This is a genomic window from Synechococcus sp. CCAP 1479/9, from assembly GCF_019038535.1.
Taxonomy (GTDB): Bacteria; Cyanobacteriota; Cyanobacteriia; order PCC-6307; family Cyanobiaceae; genus Cyanobium.
Window position 1 is genome coordinate 207219 of the sequence record NZ_JAFKRK010000008.1, and the last position, 16626, is coordinate 223844.

The 16626-nt window shown below is 72.5% G+C and carries 14 protein-coding genes; 9 read left to right on the plus strand and 5 right to left on the minus strand.

Annotated features, from left to right (window positions below):
- The first annotated feature begins 38 nt into the window (after positions 1–38).
- Positions 39–1157 carry a non-hydrolyzing UDP-N-acetylglucosamine 2-epimerase gene (wecB, locus tag KUG38_RS03990; protein WP_216919197.1) on the plus strand — a complete coding sequence of 373 codons (1119 nt, stop codon included), beginning with the start codon at positions 39–41 and terminating at the stop codon, positions 1155–1157.
- On the opposite strand, the gene KUG38_RS03995 is transcribed toward wecB, so the two are convergent.
- Complete coding sequence (locus KUG38_RS03995) at positions 1154–2263, minus strand: efflux RND transporter periplasmic adaptor subunit (RefSeq protein WP_353617704.1); 1110 nt, start codon at positions 2261–2263, stop codon at positions 1154–1156. The two genes, wecB and KUG38_RS03995, sit on opposite strands and share 4 nt — an antisense overlap.
- A gap of 172 nt (positions 2264–2435) precedes the next feature.
- On the opposite strand from KUG38_RS03995, the gene ychF reads away from it, so the two are divergent.
- The 6 genes from ychF to KUG38_RS04025 all read left to right on the plus strand — a co-directional run bounded on the left by ychF (position 2436) and on the right by KUG38_RS04025 (position 9291).
- Positions 2436–3527 carry a redox-regulated ATPase YchF gene (gene ychF, locus KUG38_RS04000; RefSeq protein ID WP_216919199.1) on the plus strand — a complete coding sequence of 364 codons (1092 nt, stop codon included), beginning with the start codon at positions 2436–2438 and terminating at the stop codon, positions 3525–3527.
- Between the two features lie 9 nt (positions 3528–3536).
- Positions 3537–4424 (plus strand): NAD(P)-dependent oxidoreductase, encoded by an 888-nt coding sequence (locus tag KUG38_RS04005; protein ID WP_216919201.1) that lies wholly within the window; start codon positions 3537–3539, stop codon positions 4422–4424.
- Between the two features lie 62 nt (positions 4425–4486).
- On the plus strand, positions 4487–5218 hold the full coding sequence (locus KUG38_RS04010) for an ABC transporter ATP-binding protein (RefSeq protein WP_216919203.1): 732 nt from the start codon (positions 4487–4489) through the stop codon (positions 5216–5218).
- A complete protein-coding gene (locus tag KUG38_RS04015) occupies positions 5215–7851 on the plus strand; it encodes an ABC transporter permease (protein WP_216919205.1) in 2637 nt (878 codons plus the stop codon). The genes KUG38_RS04010 and KUG38_RS04015 overlap by 4 nt, the downstream gene beginning before the upstream one ends.
- Complete coding sequence (locus KUG38_RS04020) at positions 7848–9023, plus strand: lipocalin-like domain-containing protein (RefSeq protein ID WP_216919207.1); 1176 nt, start codon at positions 7848–7850, stop codon at positions 9021–9023. The genes KUG38_RS04015 and KUG38_RS04020 overlap by 4 nt, the downstream gene beginning before the upstream one ends.
- A 34-nt stretch (positions 9024–9057) precedes the next feature.
- Positions 9058–9291, plus strand: coding sequence for a hypothetical protein (locus KUG38_RS04025; RefSeq protein WP_216919209.1), 234 nt, complete (start codon positions 9058–9060; stop codon positions 9289–9291).
- On the opposite strand, the gene KUG38_RS04030 is transcribed toward KUG38_RS04025, so the two are convergent.
- Positions 9265–10413 carry an MFS transporter gene (locus tag KUG38_RS04030; RefSeq protein WP_216919296.1) on the minus strand — a complete coding sequence of 383 codons (1149 nt, stop codon included), beginning with the start codon at positions 10411–10413 and terminating at the stop codon, positions 9265–9267. The two genes, KUG38_RS04025 and KUG38_RS04030, sit on opposite strands and share 27 nt — an antisense overlap.
- Positions 10414–10493: 80 nt before the next feature.
- Between KUG38_RS04030 and KUG38_RS04035 the strand changes: the two genes are divergently transcribed.
- Complete coding sequence (locus KUG38_RS04035) at positions 10494–12098, plus strand: alpha/beta hydrolase (RefSeq protein WP_216919211.1); 1605 nt, start codon at positions 10494–10496, stop codon at positions 12096–12098.
- A gap of 1 nt (position 12099) precedes the next feature.
- Here the strand turns inward: KUG38_RS04035 and KUG38_RS04040 are convergent, their stop codons facing one another.
- The 3 genes from KUG38_RS04040 to KUG38_RS04050 form a co-directional block, all read right to left on the minus strand.
- The gene (locus KUG38_RS04040; protein WP_094584843.1) at positions 12100–13119 is read right to left on the minus strand and encodes an ABC transporter permease; all 1020 of its coding nucleotides are present in this window, start codon (positions 13117–13119) and stop codon (positions 12100–12102) included.
- Positions 13116–14741 (minus strand): ABC transporter substrate-binding protein, encoded by a 1626-nt coding sequence (locus KUG38_RS04045; RefSeq protein ID WP_216919213.1) that lies wholly within the window; start codon positions 14739–14741, stop codon positions 13116–13118. The genes KUG38_RS04040 and KUG38_RS04045 overlap by 4 nt, the downstream gene beginning before the upstream one ends.
- Positions 14742–14803: 62 nt before the next feature.
- Positions 14804–15586 carry a hypothetical protein gene (locus KUG38_RS04050; protein ID WP_216919215.1) on the minus strand — a complete coding sequence of 261 codons (783 nt, stop codon included), beginning with the start codon at positions 15584–15586 and terminating at the stop codon, positions 14804–14806.
- A gap of 159 nt (positions 15587–15745) precedes the next feature.
- Between KUG38_RS04050 and KUG38_RS04055 the strand changes: the two genes are divergently transcribed.
- Positions 15746–16606 (plus strand): hypothetical protein, encoded by an 861-nt coding sequence (locus KUG38_RS04055; protein ID WP_216919216.1) that lies wholly within the window; start codon positions 15746–15748, stop codon positions 16604–16606.
- Positions 16607–16626: the final 20 nt, after the last annotated feature.

The following is a 16626-nucleotide window of genomic DNA, read 5'->3' on the forward strand; positions in this document are numbered from 1 at the left end:
ACCCGGGCTGCCTAGGATCGTCCAATCCGCGTCGGCCCGTGTCCCTACCGCCTCTGGTCAGCATCGTTCTGGGCACGCGCCCCGAGGCCATCAAGCTGGCTCCGGTGATCCTGGCCTTCCAGCGGTCGCAGGACTTCCGCACCCGCGTCGTCCTCACCGGACAGCATCGCGAGATGGTCACCCAGGTGATGCATCTGTTCGGCCTCACCGCCGACCATGACCTGGCCCTGATGGCCCCGAAGCAGACCCTCACCCACGTCACCTGCGCCGCCCTGCAGGGACTGAAGCAGGAGTTCGAGGAGCACCGCCCCGACCTCGTGCTCGTCCAGGGCGACACCACCACCGCCTTCGCCAGCGCCCTGGCCGCCTTCTACGAACAGATCCCCGTCGGCCATGTGGAGGCCGGCCTGCGCACCGACGATCTGCTCGACCCCTTCCCCGAGGAAGCCAACCGCCGCCTGATCTCCCAGCTGGCCCGCCTCCACTTCGCCCCCACGGCCCAGTCGGCGGCGAACCTGAGGGCTTCGGGTGTGGTGGGCGAGATCCTCACCACGGGCAACACGGTCATTGATGCCCTGCTGCTCATGGCCAGCACCGCCCCCGACTGGGACCTGCCCGGCCTCGACTGGCAGAACCAGCGGGTGCTGCTGGCCACCGTGCACCGCCGCGAGAACTGGGGCGAGCGCCTCCAGGACATCGGCCGTGGCTTCCTCGCCCTGCTCGAACGCTTCCCCGACACCGCTCTGCTGCTGCCGCTGCACCGCAATCCCACGGTGCGGGAGCCCCTGCAGGCCCTGCTCGGCTCCCACCCCCGCGCCTTCCTGATCGAGCCGCTCGACTACGACCGTCTGGTGGCGGCGATGCGCGGCTGCACGCTGCTGCTCACCGATTCGGGTGGCCTGCAGGAGGAGGCCCCGGCCCTGGGCAAGCCCGTGCTGGTGCTGCGCCGCACCACCGAGCGGCCGGAGGCGGTGGCGGCGGGCACGGCGAAGCTGATCGGCACCGACAGCGAGGCGATCCTGGCGGAGGCCAGCCGGCTCCTGGAGGACCCGGAGGCCTACCAGGCCATGGCCCACGCCCACAATCCCTTCGGCGACGGGGAGGCCAGCGGCCGGATCGTCGAGGCGGCCCGCCGCTACCTGGGCCTCGCCACCTAGGGGCGCTTCTTGGCCCAGGGGGGCAGGTCGATGAACACCCGGGTGCCGCTCTCCAGGCCCGAGAGGATCTGGGTGTCCTTGCCGCTGCTGGCCCCCAGCTCCACGGGCTGGAAGGTGGGTTCCTGGCCCTTGCCCACCAGCAGCACCCCCGGCCGGCCGTCCTCGGTGACGATGGCGACGGTGGGCACCACGGTCCGGGCCTGAAGGGTGCCGGTCTGGAAGTCGATGTCGGCGGTCATGCCGATCCGCAGTTCCGGGGCCGGATCGGTCAGCTGGAGCTTCACCTCGAAGGAAGTGACGTTGTTGGTCTTCACCGCCCTCGGGGCGATCTGGCGCACCACGGCCTGGAAGCGACGGTCGGGGAAGGCATCGACGCGCACGCTGGCGGGCAGGCCCACCCGCAGCCGGCCGATGTCGCTTTCCGGCACCTTGGCGACCACCTCCAGCCCCTGGGAGAGCTCCACGATCGAGGAACTGGTGGCTCCAGCGGTGGCCGAGGCGGTGGTGGTGGGGGTGACGAAGGCCCCCGGCTCGGCGTAGCGCTGACTGATCACCCCGTCGAAGGGGGCCCGCACGATCAGTTCGTCCTTCTCCACCATGCGCTGCCGGAGCCGTTGCCGGGCGGCGGCGGTGGCCAGGCGCCGCACCTCCGCCTCGGAACGGAACCGATTCATGGTGTCGAGGCTGATCGCCCCCTGGCGGAACAGGGGTTCATTGCGGCGCAGCTCGCTGTCGCTGCGGCGCTGTTCCGATTCCGCCGATTGGACGTTCGCCTGCAGTTCCATCAGCCGGTCGCGCAGGTCGCCGTCATCCATCAGGGCCAGGGGCTGGCCCCGGCGCACGCTGTCGCCCTCGTCGACCATCAGCTGAAGCAGCACCCCCTGCCGCTTGGGACTGACGTTCACCCGCTGGACGGCATCGAGTTCGCCGCTGGCGGTGATCACCCCGGGCAGGGATCCCTCGCGGGCCACCACGGTGAAGGGGGCCAGGTCGCGGCCGGCCTGCAGGCGCTGCCGCTGCCAGAGTCCGGCGGTGGCGAGCAGGGCCAGGCCCACGGCCAGGCCGATCCAGAGGCGGCGGCGGCGACCGCGGCGCCGGCCTTTCACCGGGATCGATGGTGGCGGTGGCGCCTCCCGGGTCGGAGCGGGGGCCGGCGGCAGGGGGGTGATGGCGGGAATGGGCCGGCGGATCGCTCGTAACAGTTTCGCGCGCCCGCGTGGGGGTTGTGAATGGCGGGAGACCGAAGGCCCCCGTCCGGGTGCCCCCTACATTTCCCCCATGCTCAAAGCCGGAATCGTCGGGCTGCCCAACGTGGGCAAGTCGACCCTCTTCAACGCCCTGGTGGCCAACGCCCAGGCCCAGGCGGCCAATTTCCCCTTCTGCACCATCGAGCCCAACGTGGGGGTGGTGGCGGTTCCCGATGAGCGCCTGCAGAAGCTCTCCGATCTCTCCAGTTCCAAGGAGATCGTGCCGACCCGGGTGGAATTCGTGGACATCGCCGGACTGGTGCAGGGGGCGAGCCAGGGTGAGGGGCTCGGCAACAAGTTCCTGGCCAACATCCGCGAAGTCGATGCCATCGTCCACGTGGTGCGCTGCTTCGAGGACGACGACGTGATCCACGTCTCTGGCAGCGTCGACCCGGTGCGGGACGCCGAGATCATCAACCTGGAGCTGGGCCTGGCGGATCTGGCCCAGATCGAGAAGCGGCGCGAGCGGCTCAAGAAACAGATGCGCACCAGCAAGGAGGCCGCCGCGGAGGACGGCGCCCTGGCCCGGCTGCAGGCGGAACTGGAGCAGGGCGGCGCCGTTCGGCGGGTGACCCTGACCGAGGAGGAGCAGGCCCTGGTGCGCAACCTGGGCCTGCTGACCGGCAAGCCGATCATCTATGCCACCAACGTCAGTGAGGACGACCTGGCGGAGGGCAACGCCTGGGTGGCGGCCGTCGAGGCCCTGGCCGCCAGGGAGGGCGCCGAAGCGGTGCGCATCTCCGCCCAGGTGGAGGCCGAGCTGGTGGATCTGGCCGCTGAGGAGCGCTCCGACTACCTGGCCGGGCTGGGGGTGGGCGAGGGCGGTCTGCAGAGCCTGATCCGCGCCACCTATCGCCTGCTGGGTCTGCGCACCTACTTCACCACCGGCGAGAAGGAGACCCGGGCCTGGACGATCACCGCCGGCATGACGGCCCCCCAGGCGGCCGGTGTGATCCACACCGATTTCGAGCGCGGCTTCATCCGTGCCCAGACCATCGCCTACGCCCAGCTGCTGGAGGCCGGCACTCTGGCCGAGGCCCGTAACCGGGGCTGGCTGCGCAGCGAGGGCAAGGAGTATGTGGTGGCTGAAGGGGATGTGATGGAGTTCCTGTTCAACGTCTGACGACGCTCCGTGGCCCTACCTGTCGGATTCATCGGCCTGGGGGCCCTGGGCGCGCCGATGGCCGCCAACCTGCTGGCGCAGGGCTTTCCGCTCACGGTCCACAACCGCCACCGTGAACGCGAGCTGCCCCTGGCCGTCGCCGGCGCCCAACGGGCGGCCACGCCGGCGGCGGCGGCCCGGGGCGCCGCGGTGCTCGCCCTCTGCCTGAGCGACGACGCGGCTGTGGCGGCGGTGCTGCTGGGTGAGGGGGGCGACGCCGCCGCTGCCGTGGCCGGACTGGCGCCCGGGGCCCTGGTGGTCGATTTCTCCACCATCGCGCCGCAGACCTCCCGGGCCATGGCCGCCGCCCTGGCCGAGCGCGGTGTGGCCTATCTGGATGCGCCGGTGACCGGCGGCACCGAGGGGGCCCGGGCCGGCACCCTCTCGGTGCTGGTGGGGGGAGCGGCCGCCGACCTGGAGCGGGCCCGGCCGGTGCTGGAGGCCGTGGGCGGCACGATCACGGCGATCGGTCCGGTGGGGGCGGGCCAGGCGGCGAAGGCCGTCAACCAGGTGCTGGTCGCGGGCAGCTACGCGGCGGTGGCCGAGGCCCTGGCCCTGGGGCAGCGGCTCGGCCTGCCGATGGAGGAGGTGCGGCAGGCGCTGCTCGGCGGGGCCGCCGGCTCCTGGGCCCTGGAGCACCGCGGCGGCGCCATGCTGCGGGGCGAGTTCCCGCTCGGCTTCCGCCTGCGGCTGCATCGCAAGGATCTGGCGATCGCCCTGGAGGCCGCCGCCGCCGGGGGGCTGGGGCTGCCGGTGGCCGGCCTGGTGGCGGCGATGGAGGACGACCTGATCGCGGCGGGCCATGGCGACGAGGACGTGTCGGCCCTGGCCCGCTGGTTCGGCGACGGCTCCCGGTGAGCGATGCTCCGTCCCTACCTTGGTCCGGCTCCCGTGGTGGTGGCCGCCAGGCCGTTGACTGAATGCTTGATGCGCCCCTTGCTGCGCCCCCCGCTGCCGCGATCGATCTGCGGGGGCTCAGCAAGCGATTCCAGGAAGGGGAGAGCGAGCGGACGGTGCTGCAGGCCGTCGACCTGACCATCGCCCCCGGCCAGTTCGTGGTCCTCCTCGGTCAGAGCGGCAGCGGCAAGAGCACCCTGCTGCACCTGATCGGTGGCATCGACACCCCCTCCTCCGGCAGCGTGGCCATCGGCGGGGTGGACCTCACGGCCCTCGACGAGCGCAACCGCACCCTGTTCCGCCGCGACCACATCGGCTTCATCTTCCAGTTCTTCAATCTCATCCCCACCCTGTCGGTGCTGGAGAACGTCACCCTGCCCGGTGAGCTGGCGGGTCGGCCCCGGCCGGCCCTGGAGTCGGCCGCCCGCGACCTGCTCGGCCGGGTGGGGCTGGCCGACCGCGCCTCCACCAGGCCCGACAAGCTCTCCGGCGGCCAGCAGCAGCGCGTGGCCATCGCCCGTGCCCTGCTGCACCAGCCCCTGCTGATCCTGGCCGACGAGCCCACCGGCAACCTCGACGAACACACCGGTGAGCAGGTGCTGCAGTTGCTGATCGATCTCACGCGCCAGCAGGGCCGCACCCTGATCATGGCCACCCACAACGGGGCCATCGCCGATCGGGCCGACCGGGTGCTGAGGGTGCAGGACGGCCACCTGCTCGAAGCGTCCGCCCCTGCGGCTGCGGTACCGGCATGAGCCAGGGGGATTCACCGCCCGTGGTCCGCAACGGGCCCCTTTGGCGCCTCGCGGCCCGGCGCTGGCGTCGCCGCCCGCTCCAGTACCTGCTCTGCATCCTGGGCATCGCCCTGGGGGTGGCGATGCTGGTGTCGATCGATCTGGCCAGCGGCTCGGCCCAGCGGGCCTTCTCCCTCTCCACCGACGCCATCACGGGCCGCACCAGCCATCGCCTGGTGGCGATCGGGCCCGGTGGCGTCCCGGACAGCACCTTCGTGGAGCTGCGCCGCCGCTTTCCGGAGATCCCCGCCGCGCCGGTGATCGAGGCCTACGGCCGGGCCGAGGAGCTGGACGGGGAACTGCTGCGGCTGGTGGGGGTCGATCTGTTCAGCGAGGGCCCGTTCCGCGGCCTGCTGGGCGGTGACGGCGATGGCCAGGGGGGCGGCGGGAAACCCGGCGGCAGGGGCTTCGTGCCCTTCCTCACCGAGCCCGGCACGGCCGTGATCGCCGCCGATACCGCCGCGCGCCACGGCCTCCACCCCGGCGCCGCCGACGCCTCCGGCATCCTGCATCTCGATCTGGGCGGGCGGACGTCGGCCCTGCGGCTGGTGGGCAGCGTCAGCAGCGATTCGGCCCTGGAGCGCCGGGGCCTGGAGACCCTGCTGCTGGTGGACATCGCCACCGCCCAGGACCTGCTCGCCCCCGCCGGCGCCGCTGCTGCCCCGGCGCTGGGTCACATCGATCTGATCCTCGAGGGCGCCGCCCAGGAGCAGGCCATCCGCGCCTGGTTGCCCGCCGGGCTGAAGCTGGAGACGGCGGCGGCGCGCGGCAATGCCGTGCAGCAGATGACCGCCGCCTTCGAGCTCAACCTCACCGCCATGAGCCTGCTGGCCATGGTGGTGGGCATCTTTCTCATCTACAACACGGTCACCTTCAGCGTGGTGCAGCGCCGCAGCCTCTTCGGCGTGCTGCGCTGCCTGGGGGTGACCCGGGGCCAGCTGTTCAGCCTGATCCTGGGGGAGGCCGCCCTGTTCAGCCTGGTGGGCTCCCTGCTGGGTCTGGCGCTGGGGGTGGTGCTGGGGCGCACCGTCGTCGGCCTGATCACCCAGACGATCAACGACTTCTACTTCGTGGTCTCGGTGCGGCAGATCAGCCTCTCGGGATTCACCCTGGCCAAGGGGATGCTCGTGGGGGTGGCTTCGGCCCTGGTGGCCTCGGCCCTGCCCGCCTGGGAGGCGATGGCCACCCCGCCGCAGATGACCCTGCAGCGTTCCAGCCTCGAGGCCGGCTGGCAGCGTCTGCTGCCCTGGTTCCTGCCGGCGGCCTTTCTCAGCGGCGGCCTGGGGGTGTTGCTGCTCCGTTGGGACAGCCGGAATCTGGTGCCCGCCTTCGCCGGCCTGTTCGCCCTGCTGATGGGGGCCGCCCTGCTGATGCCGCCCGTGCTGGCCGTCGCCATGGCCGCCCTGGGCCGGGCCGGCGGCGGCTTCGGGGTGGTGGCCCGCCTCGCCCCCCGCGACATCCTGCGCTCCCTCAGCCGCACCGCGGTGGCCGTGGCGGCCCTGATGGTGGCGGTGTCCGTGATCGTGGGACTCTCGATCATGATCGGCTCCTTCCGGGGCACGGTGGTCACCTGGCTGGACCAGACCCTCCAGGCCGATCTGTTCGTCTCTCCGCCCAGCACCACGGCCAACCGGGTGTTGGGCAAGGTGGATCCCGCCATCGTCCGGGCCGTCGCCGCGCGCCCCGACCTGCGGGCCCTGGTCACCTTCAACAGCTTCGACGTGCACCTGGTCGACCAGGACCGGGACATCACCCTGATCGCCGCCGGCGGTGACGTCTCCGCCGGCCGGCGCCCCTACGCCTGGGTCCGCCCGGGCGTTGACGATCCCTTCGCCGCCCTGGCGGCCCGCGAGGGGGTGATCCTCTCCGAGGCCGTCTATCTGCGCGACGGCCAGGGCGCCATCCCGGAGCAGGTCAGGCTCGAAACCCCTGACGGCGAAAGGAGCTTCCCGGTGGTCGCCGTCTTCTACGACTATTCCTCCGACCGCGGCAGCGTGCTGATGGACCGCTCCCAGGTGGCGGAGATCTGGCACGACGACAACGTCGCCTCCCTGGGGCTGTTCCTGGCCCCGGGCGTGGAGCCCGAGGTGGTGGCCGCCGAGCTGCGGGAGGGCTTCCGCAGCCGCCAGAGCCTGCTGGTGCAGACCAACGGCGCCCTGCGCCAGGGATCGCTGGAGATCTTCGATCGCACCTTCGCCATCACCGGCGCCCTGCAGCTGCTAACGGTGCTGGTGGCCTTCATCGGCATCTTCAGCACCCTGATGAGCCTGCAGCTGGAGCGGGGACGGGAGTTCGCCGTGCTGCGGGCCGGCGGCATGACGCCGTTCCAGCTGGGGCGCCTCACCCTGCTGGAGACCGGCCTGATGGGCCTGCTGGCCGGCACCTGCTCGATGCCCCTGGGCTACGGGCTGGCCTGGGTGCTGGTGCATGTGATCAACGTGCGCTCCTTCGGCTGGACCCTGCAGATCGCCCTGGAGCCCCGCTTCTTCGTCCAGTCCCTGCTGGTCGCGGTGGGGGCGGCGCTGCTGGCGGGCCTCTACCCGGCCCTGCGCCTTGGCCGCATGAACATCAGCGAGGCGCTGCGGCAGGAATGAACCACCCCTATCCCCTGCGCGCCCTGCTGGCCCTGGTGGCCGTGCTGCTGCTGAACCTGGCCGGAGCGGCCCCGGCCGGGGCCAGCAGCGGCATCCGCTGGGGGGAGGCGCCGGAGCCGGAGGGATTCGTGCGGGCCTTCAGCCCGCGTCAGTGGCAGTTCCCCGCTGACTTCGGCCCCCATCCCGAGTACCGGACCGAGTGGTGGTACTACACGGGAAACCTGGAGGGCGACGACGGACGCCCCTTCGGCTACCAGCTGACGATCTTCCGCCAGGCCCTGGCCCCAGCCGCCCCCTCCGCCGCTGAATCGGCTGGGGCGATCGCCGGCTCCCCCTGGCGCACCCCCCAGGTTTTCTCCGCCCACTTCACCGTCAGCGACATCGCCGCCGATGCCTTCCTCGAGGAGGAGCGCTTCGCCCGCGGCGCCCTGGGCCTGGCCGGGGCCGAGGCCGATCCCTATGCGGTCTGGCTCCATGACTGGCGCATCAGCGCCGAAGGGCCCGACCGGGTGCGGCTGCGGGCCGCCAGCGACGCCATGGCCATCGACCTGAGCCTCACCCAGAGCCGGCCCCCGGTGCTCCAGGGCCAGGACGGCCTCAGCCGCAAGGGGCCCGAAGCGGGCAACGCCTCGCACTACTACTCCCTGGTGCAGCAGCCCACCGAGGGCACGGTCACGGTGGCGGGCCGCACCTACGCCGTCCGCGGTGTCAGCTGGAAGGACCATGAGTTCTCCACCAGCGCCCTCAGCCCGGGCACCGTCGGCTGGGACTGGTTCTCCGCCCAGTTCGAGGACGGGTCCGCCCTGATGCTCTATGGCCTGCGCCGGGAGGACGGCGGCAAGGAGCCCTTCAGCGGCGGCCGCTGGATCGCCGGCGACGAGACGGTGGAGCTCGGCGCCGACGACTACACCCTCACGGTGAAGCGCACCTGGCGCAGCCCCCACAGCGGTGCCTCCTACCCCGCCGCCTGGACGCTCGCCATTCCACGGCTGGACCTGGAGCTGGCGATCACCCCGCAGATGGCCGATCAGGAGCTGACCACGGCCTCGGCCACCTACTGGGAGGGGGCGCTGCGCTACGAGGGCCACCGGGGCGAGCGGCCGCTGCAGGGCCGCGGCTACGGCGAGCTCACCGGTTACGTCGACCGCCTCGATGGCCTGCGGGGTGGGTGATCGGCGAGGATGGCCCCAGCAGGAGCGAAGGGCCATGGCAGCAGCGGACCATCCCGGGATCCCGTCCCCCCCTTCGGAGGAGGCCGGCGACGCCGCCGCGGCGGCCGCCGAGCATCCCCACAACTTCGAGGTCCAGAAGGAGATCCACCGCCGCATCCGCAACGATCCGGATTACGACGACTGGGAGTACGGCACCGAGCCCCTGCCCCATGAGGCCTGGGTGGAGCGGCAGGCCGCCGCTTCAGGGGAGCGCCCGGCGGGGGCCTAGGCCCCGCACCAGCGGCAGTCCCCCCAGGCAGGCCAGGGCCATCAGCAGCCAGAGTCCGGCCCCATGGCCCTGGCCGTCCAGCAGTCGGCCGGCCAGCAGGGGCGCAGCGAAGCCGCTGATGGCGAAGCACTGGGACAGCAGCGCCAGGGCCAGGCCCTGGTGCTCGATCGGGCTGCGTTCCACCACCGCCTCGGTGGCGGTGGGCAGGAAGCAGGCGATCCCGAGGGCCAGGGGCAGCTGGGCGAGCAGCAGCAGGGCCAGGCCCCGTTCGCTGTAGGCGGAGGCCGCCAGCAGCAGGTTGCCGGCCGCGAAGCTGACCAGGCTCAGGGTCAGACCCGTCCTCACCGGCCTGCGGGCGAGGGCCTGACCCACCGGCCACTGGAGCAGGAGCAGCAGAGCCAGCTGCAGGCCGATGGTGAGGGCACCGAGGCTCACCGGCAGGGCCCGGCGCAGCAGGCTGCCCCGCACCAGCTCCAGGGGCAGGGCGCTCTGCATCAGAGCCGGCATCGCCGTGGCCAGCACGGCGACGGCCAGCAGCGGCGCCAGGCCGGGCAGCCAGGGGCCCCAGGGGCTGGGGTGGGCCAGCCGCTCCCTGGGCCTGGGATCCGGCAGCCCCTGGCGCGACAGCACCAGCAGCAGCGCCAGCATGCAGCCGATGTCCACGGCGTAGATGCCCCGCAGCCATCCCCGCCAGGCGAGCACCGCCCCCACCACGGCGCCGGTGGCGATGCCCAGGGCATCGGCGCTGCGCATCAGGGCAAAGGCCCGGCCCGAACCCACCGGCGCGCCCGAACCCACCGGCGCGCAGCTGAGGGGCACCGCCAGCTCGATCGCGGGCCAGTAGAAGCCCACGGCCATGCCGAGCAGCACCTGCCCCTGCAGGTAGCCGCCGAAGGAGCCGGCCGCCATCAGCCGGGCGTCGCCGGCGATGGCCAACAGGGCCGTCAGCAGCACCGGAACCGCGCAGTTCAGGCCCCGATCCAGCAGGACACCACTGAGGATCCGGCCGAAGGTTCCCGCCACCGCGGCCAGGGCCAGCCCTTCGGTGACGCGACCGGCGCTGAAGTGCTCCTGGTGGAACACCATCGGCGTCAGATAGAGAACGCCGCCCGCCCCGAGCATGGCGATCACGCGGATCAGGGCGAGATGGCGCAGGGCTGCTGGAAACTGGGTGAACCAGGACCGCGCCCTGGCCCTCCCCTGTGCCTGTTCCACTCCGCTTTCGCCAGTTCAAGGGTCTGCTGGCCAGTCTGCTGATCGCCGGGACGCCCCTCGTGCCGCCGGTGGCTGCGGCGGAGGTGCTGGAGCTCCGCTTTGACGGGCTGGAGCTGCCCGTGAACCTCGAGCAGCTCGACGGCTGGACCCGCAGCCCGGCCGGCCGGACCGGTGGCGGCGGGGATCTGGCCGTCTGGCTGGATCTGCTCGACCCCCGCAGCCGCCAGGACCTCAGGATCCTGCTGCGCGCACCCCTGCTGCGGGACACCAGCTTCGGCCAGCAGCTGCTCGACAGCTGGGCCGGTAGCCAGATGCTGGCCCGCCTGGGGGACCTGCTGACCACGGCCGATGGCCGCAGCACCACGGCGGTGCTGCAGACGACGCTGCGCCGGCTGCTGGAGTCCCGTCAGGATGTCTCCACCATCGGCCTGCTGCGGGCCCTGCCGGTGCAGCGGCTGAGCCTCCAGCTCGACGGGCTCTACGAGCTGGCCGTTCAGTGGCGCCAGCAGATCGACCTGCAGCGCCAGGCCCTGCGGCGCCTCCAGGCCCTGGCCCTGCCGGAGCGCCGCACCGTTCCCCTGGCCTTCGCCGATCGCAGCCCCCTGCGGCCGCGGCGGCTGGGGCTGGCCGTGGACCACCGCCAGCAGCCCCTGCCGCTGGAGATCTGGCCGGCGGTGGCGCCGGCCCCTGGCCGGGGGAACGGGGCCCCGCAGCGGCCGTGGCTGCTGCTGATGCCCGGTCTGGGGGGGAATGCTGACCAGTTCGGCTGGCTGGCCAGCGAGCTGGCGGAACGGGGCTGGCCGGTGGTGGTGGTGCAGCACCCCGGCAGTGACGGGCCTGCCCTCAAGGCCGCCCTCGACGGCCAGCGGCCCCCACCGGGTGCCGAGACCCTGGCCATCCGGCTGGCCGACATCGAGGCGGTGCTGGCGGCCCAGCGCCGGGGCGAGCTGCCGGTGCGGGGCCAGGGGGTGGTGCTCCTCGGCCACTCGATGGGGGCCCTCTCCGCCCTGCTGGCGGCGGGGGTGATGCCGGAAGCGGGGCTGGCCGGGCGCTGCCGCAAGGCCCTCGACCGCCTGCCGATCGCCAACCCCTCCCGGCTGCTGCAGTGTCAGCTGCCCAGCACCGAGCTGCCGGAGCGGTCCTCCCCCCCCGCCGACCTGCGGGGCCTGGTGCTGCTCAACAGCTTCGGCAGCCTGCTCTGGCCGCGGCGGGGGCTGGCGTCCCTGGCGGTGCCGGTGCTGATGGTCGGCGGCAGCCTCGACCTGGTGACGCCGCCGCTGGAGGAGCAGCTGCGCCTGTTTCTGCAGGGGCGGGATCCCCGCAGCCGGCTGGTGATGGTGGAGGGGGGCAGCCATTTCTCCCCCGTGCGGCTGATGCCCACCGATGAAGTGCTCTTCCGCCTCGATGAGGAGCTGGTGGGGGTGGACCCGGCCCGGGTGCAGTCGGCGCTGCTGCGCCTGACCACCGAATACCTCCAGACCCTGGAGCAGCCCCTGCTGCTGCCGGCCCAGCGGCGGGTGCAGCAGGGCGTGACCCTCGACGTGCTCGACGCCGCCGCCGCCCGGCGCTGGAAGGCCGGTCTGAAGCCCTGACTCAGAAGCGGATGCGCGGATCGAGCAGGGCCACCAGCAGGTCCACCAGAACGGTCACCAGCACCACCAGAGCCGCCACCACCACCACGATCCCCTGCACCACGGGATAGTCGCGCTGGGCGATCGCCTCCTGCAGCCGGAAGGCGATGCCCGGCCAGGAGAAGGTGACCTCGATCAGCAGGGCCCCGCCGATCAGGGAGGCCACCGTGATGCCTGTGATCGTCAGCACGGGCAGCAGGGCGTTGGGCAGGGCGTGGTGCAGCACCACCCGCCGTTCGCTCAGGCCCCGGCTGCGGGCCGCCTCCACATAGTCGGAGCCGAGGGCACGGCGCAGGTTGAGCCGCAGGGCATTGGTGAAGATGCCGCTGAGCAGCAGGCCCAGGGTGGCCGCCGGCAGCACCAGGTGGCGCAGGCTGCCGGCCAGCTGGCCCCAGTCGCCGGCGAGGAGGCTGTCGAGCAGGTAGAAACCCGTGCCTTCCGGGGGCATCAGGGTGGCGGGGAAGCGCCCCCCCACCGGCAGCCAGCCCAGCCAGACGGAGAACACCAGCTGGACCACCATGGCGGCCCAGAAGGGTGGCAGGGCGTAGGTGCTGATGCCGTAGAGCCGACCGGCCAGATCGATGCGTCCCTCCGGACGGGCGATGCCGCTGAAGCCCACCGCCAGACCCACCACGGCGGCCAGCAGCAGGGCCACCACGCCGAGTTCCAGGCTGGCGGGCAGGCTGGCCTGGATGATGCCGGTCACCGGTTCGCCGTTGGTGAGCGAGGTGCCCAGGTCGCCCCGCAGCAGATGGCCGAGGAACCGGCCGTACTGCTCGGCCAGGGGCAGATCCAGACCCAGCTGGGCCCGCAGGGCGGCGCGGGCCGCCTCCGGGGCGCGGGTGCCCAGCAGGGCGTCGATCGGATCCCCGGGGGCCACCCGCAGCAGCAGGAACACCAGCGAGGCGATCAGCCAGAGCATCACCGGAGCCAGGGCCAGACGGGAGGCCAGGTAACGCGCCAGGTCGGAACGGCGGCTCATGGCACCCTCGCCGCGGCGGCGGCGGGGAGACGGTGCAGCTCGCCCAGCATCACCCGGCCCGATCCGTCGAACCGGGGCCGGCTGACACTGCGCTGGCCCCAGGCCACCGGGGCGCTCAGCCACACCGGCACATAGGGACTGGCGGCGGCGACCCGGCGCTGGATGGCCACCAGCAGGGTGATCCGCTCGGGGCCGTCCAGCTGGCTGCTGCGCTGCAGCTCCTCCTCCAGCCCCGGGGCGGTCCAGAAGGTGCCTCCCAGCACGCTGTTGCCCTTCAGGCAGCGCTCCCCCTCGGCCTTGCTGCAGGAGAGCAGCGGCATCAGGAAGTTCTCCGCATCGGGGTAATCGCCGATCCAGTCGTAGAAGAGCATCGTCAGGGCGCCTTTGTCGAGCTGGGAGTAGGCGGTGGTCGACTCCATGCCGCTCACCTCCAGCTTCACGCAGTCGCCCAGGTCCCTTCGCAGCTGGGCCTGCCAGGTGAGGGCGAACAGCCGGTCGGTGGGGATGTCGGACCGGTAGGTGAAGGGCAGGGTCAGCACCTTGCCGCCGCAGTACCCGGCCTGGCGGTAGAGGGCGCGGGCCCCGGCGGGGTCGTAGGCCGGCCAGGCGGTGGGGTCGGAGCCCGGCAGGCCGGGGGGGACCAGCTGCCGCTGGGGGGAGCGCAGGCCCAGGGTCACCCGCCGCACGATGGTGGCCCGATCGAGGCTGCGGGCCACGGCCTGGCGCAGGGCAAGCCGGTTCAGCGGCGGCTGGTCGGTCAGCAGGGACACCAGGCTGATCTCCTGGGAGGGGCCGACGGCCTGCCGCAGGCGGCCGGCCGCCGCGTCCCGCTTCAGGGCCTGCTGGTGGTCGATCTCGAGGCCGGTGCTGAGCAGCAGGTCCACCTCGCCGCTGCGCAGGGCTCCGAACAGGGCGGTGGAGTTGCTCAGGGTGACCAGGTCGATGCCGCCGTTGGCCGGCCGCCGGCCCCAGTAGCGGGACCAGGGCACCAGTCGCTGCTGCTGGCCGCCGAAGAAGGCCAGGGCGTAGGGGCCCGTGCCCACGAAGCGGTCGTTCAGGGGCTTGTCCCGGTGCTGCCGGTAGGCGGTGGGGGAGACCGGGGTCAGGAAGATGGCGCTGAGCAGCCGCGGCAGGGGACTGAAGGGGCGCTTCAGCACCAGCTCGATCTCATGGGGAGCGGTGACCCGCACGCTCTCGACCCGTTCGCTCAGCTGGTAGCCGAGGGTGCCGATCGCCATGAAGCGCCGCAGGGAGAAGGCCATGGCGGCGGCATCGAAGCGGGTGCCGTCGTGGAACAGCACCCCCCGGCGCAGGGGGATGCGGGCCCGCAGCCCGTCGGGGCTCAGCACCGGCAGGGCCGTGGCCAGCCGCGGCTCGATGCGGCCGCTGGCGTCGATGGCATAGAGGGGGTCCCCCAGGCCGCTGAGCACCTGCATCACCCCGATCCTGGAGGCCTGGACAGGATCGAGGGAATCGATGCGGCTCTTGGTCGCCACCACCAGGGATCGGCGCGATCCCGATGGCTGGCAGCCAGACAGCAGCGGCAGGGCCAGCAGCAGGGTGGCGAGGGCGGCGGCCGTCGCCGCCGGCCCGCGGCGTGTTCTCCCCCTGGTCGTCGGCAAGACCTTGCGATCCGGTGGGGCCCATTCAAGCGGCCTGTCCAGCGCGTCCCCGACGGCGGAGCTCAGGGGGTCCGTCGCTTGCTCCTGGGGCGCCGCCCGCGCAGGATCTCCAGCTGTCGGATCAGCTGCTGGAGCAGGGTGAGGGAGGCGCGAGGGCGCTGGGCGCCGGCGGCGAAGGCCGCGGCGAAGCCCACCGAGGCGATGGTCACCCTCGCCACCCCCTGGCCGAGGGCCCAGACGTCGGTGGGGGCGGGCCCGCTGATCCGGCCGGAGGCGCGGGTCTCCGTCTTCTGGAGCTCCTCAAGCAGGCTGCGCTTCAGCTCGTTGAGGGGCAGGCTGAGGGCCGCCGGGGGGAGCTGGGGCCGGGGGGCCTGGAGTCGGGAGAAGCGGGCCTGCAGGTCCTCCGGGCTGGTGGCGGCCTCGATCGCCTGCCGTATCCGGGTCACCCGTTCGTCGAGCACCGTGCGCTGCATCGCCTGGGCGCCCTTCGCCTGGGAGAGGACGCGCCAGGTGGCGAAGCCCTGCAGGGGCACCAGCAGCAGGAAGGCGAACACCACGACGATGGCCCACTGACGGGCGATGGTCAGCTTCGCCCGCAGGAAGCCATTGCTGGGCTCGATGAACAGACCCAGGTGGAGTAGCAGGAACCCCAGCAGGGCCAGCAGCGAGGTGTTGACCATGCGGTTGGTGAACCGCAGCTGCCAGGAGGGACTGAGGAGCTGGAGGGGCAGGGAGTCGACCAGGACGAAGGCCAGGAACACCAGCAGCAGGCCGCCACCGCTCCAGGCGAACAGGCGGCTGAAGCCGGCGAGCGTCTCCTCGCGGCTGGGGGCGTGGTCAGGCATCCGTGGTCCGGGCTGGACAGGGTGGTGAGAACTGGCCAGCGGCCCAGACCTTAGGGGGCCCCACCGGCGCCGTCAGGGGCCCGGAGGCCGCCGATGGGGACCCCCACCCGGCCGACTTAAGCGGATGCCAGGCAAGCCTGAAGATTGGCTGATAAGCTGGTGAAACATTCCTGGCTGTTCATGGTGCGCTTCCTTGGGTTCGGTGCCCTCGGACTGCGGCGTTTCCGCCCTTCCGTCCACCTCTACCCTCCCCTCGTTCTGCTGAGCTGTCTGATCGCCAGCACCGCGGCCCCGGCGGGGGGCATCCATGGGCACGACGGGCTGACCGAGCTGCAGGAGCTGCGCGAGCTTCTGGTTCCAGGCTTCGGGCGGGACCCCGAGATCCTCATCGGCGTCGGTGGCATCACCCTGGGCAACCCCGTGACGGGCACGGTCGTGCCGCCTTTCCAGGTCAGCGCCCTCTCCGGACCGGATTCCATCATCGACGGCTTCGTCGTGCCGTCGGGCTACTTCCTGGCCCGCTCCGGACCCGTTCCAGGCCGCAGCGGCTTCCGGCTGACCAACCCCCTCGCCTTCCGTTGGACCGGCACGGCGTCCACTCCCCCGCTGCAGCTCACCTGGCAGGCCGGCACGCTCTTCGACAACGTCTTCGACGGGGCCACCGGCGCCTTCGTTCCTTTCCAGATCGTCCCCGGCGGCTCGACGGGCGAGGCCCCCTCCACCGAGCCCAGGCTGGCCCTGGCGGCCGAGCCCGCCGAGGAGACCCCCGGCCAGGGTGAGGGGGACGACGTGTTCAAGACGGCCCTGCTTCTGCCACCGCCTGGAGCCCCCTCCGGTGAGCAGCCCGGCAACGGCCCCACCGACCAGCCGGGTGAAGGCGGCGACGGTCCCGGTGACCAGGGTCCGGCGGCTGAGGGCCCTGATCCGGCCTCGGTGCCGGGTCCCCTGCCCGTGGCCGGCGTGGCCATCGCCTGGCGTTGCAGCCGCCGGCTGCGGCAGCGTCTGCGCCAGGGTCGCTGAGCTGCCGGCCCCGCTTCGGC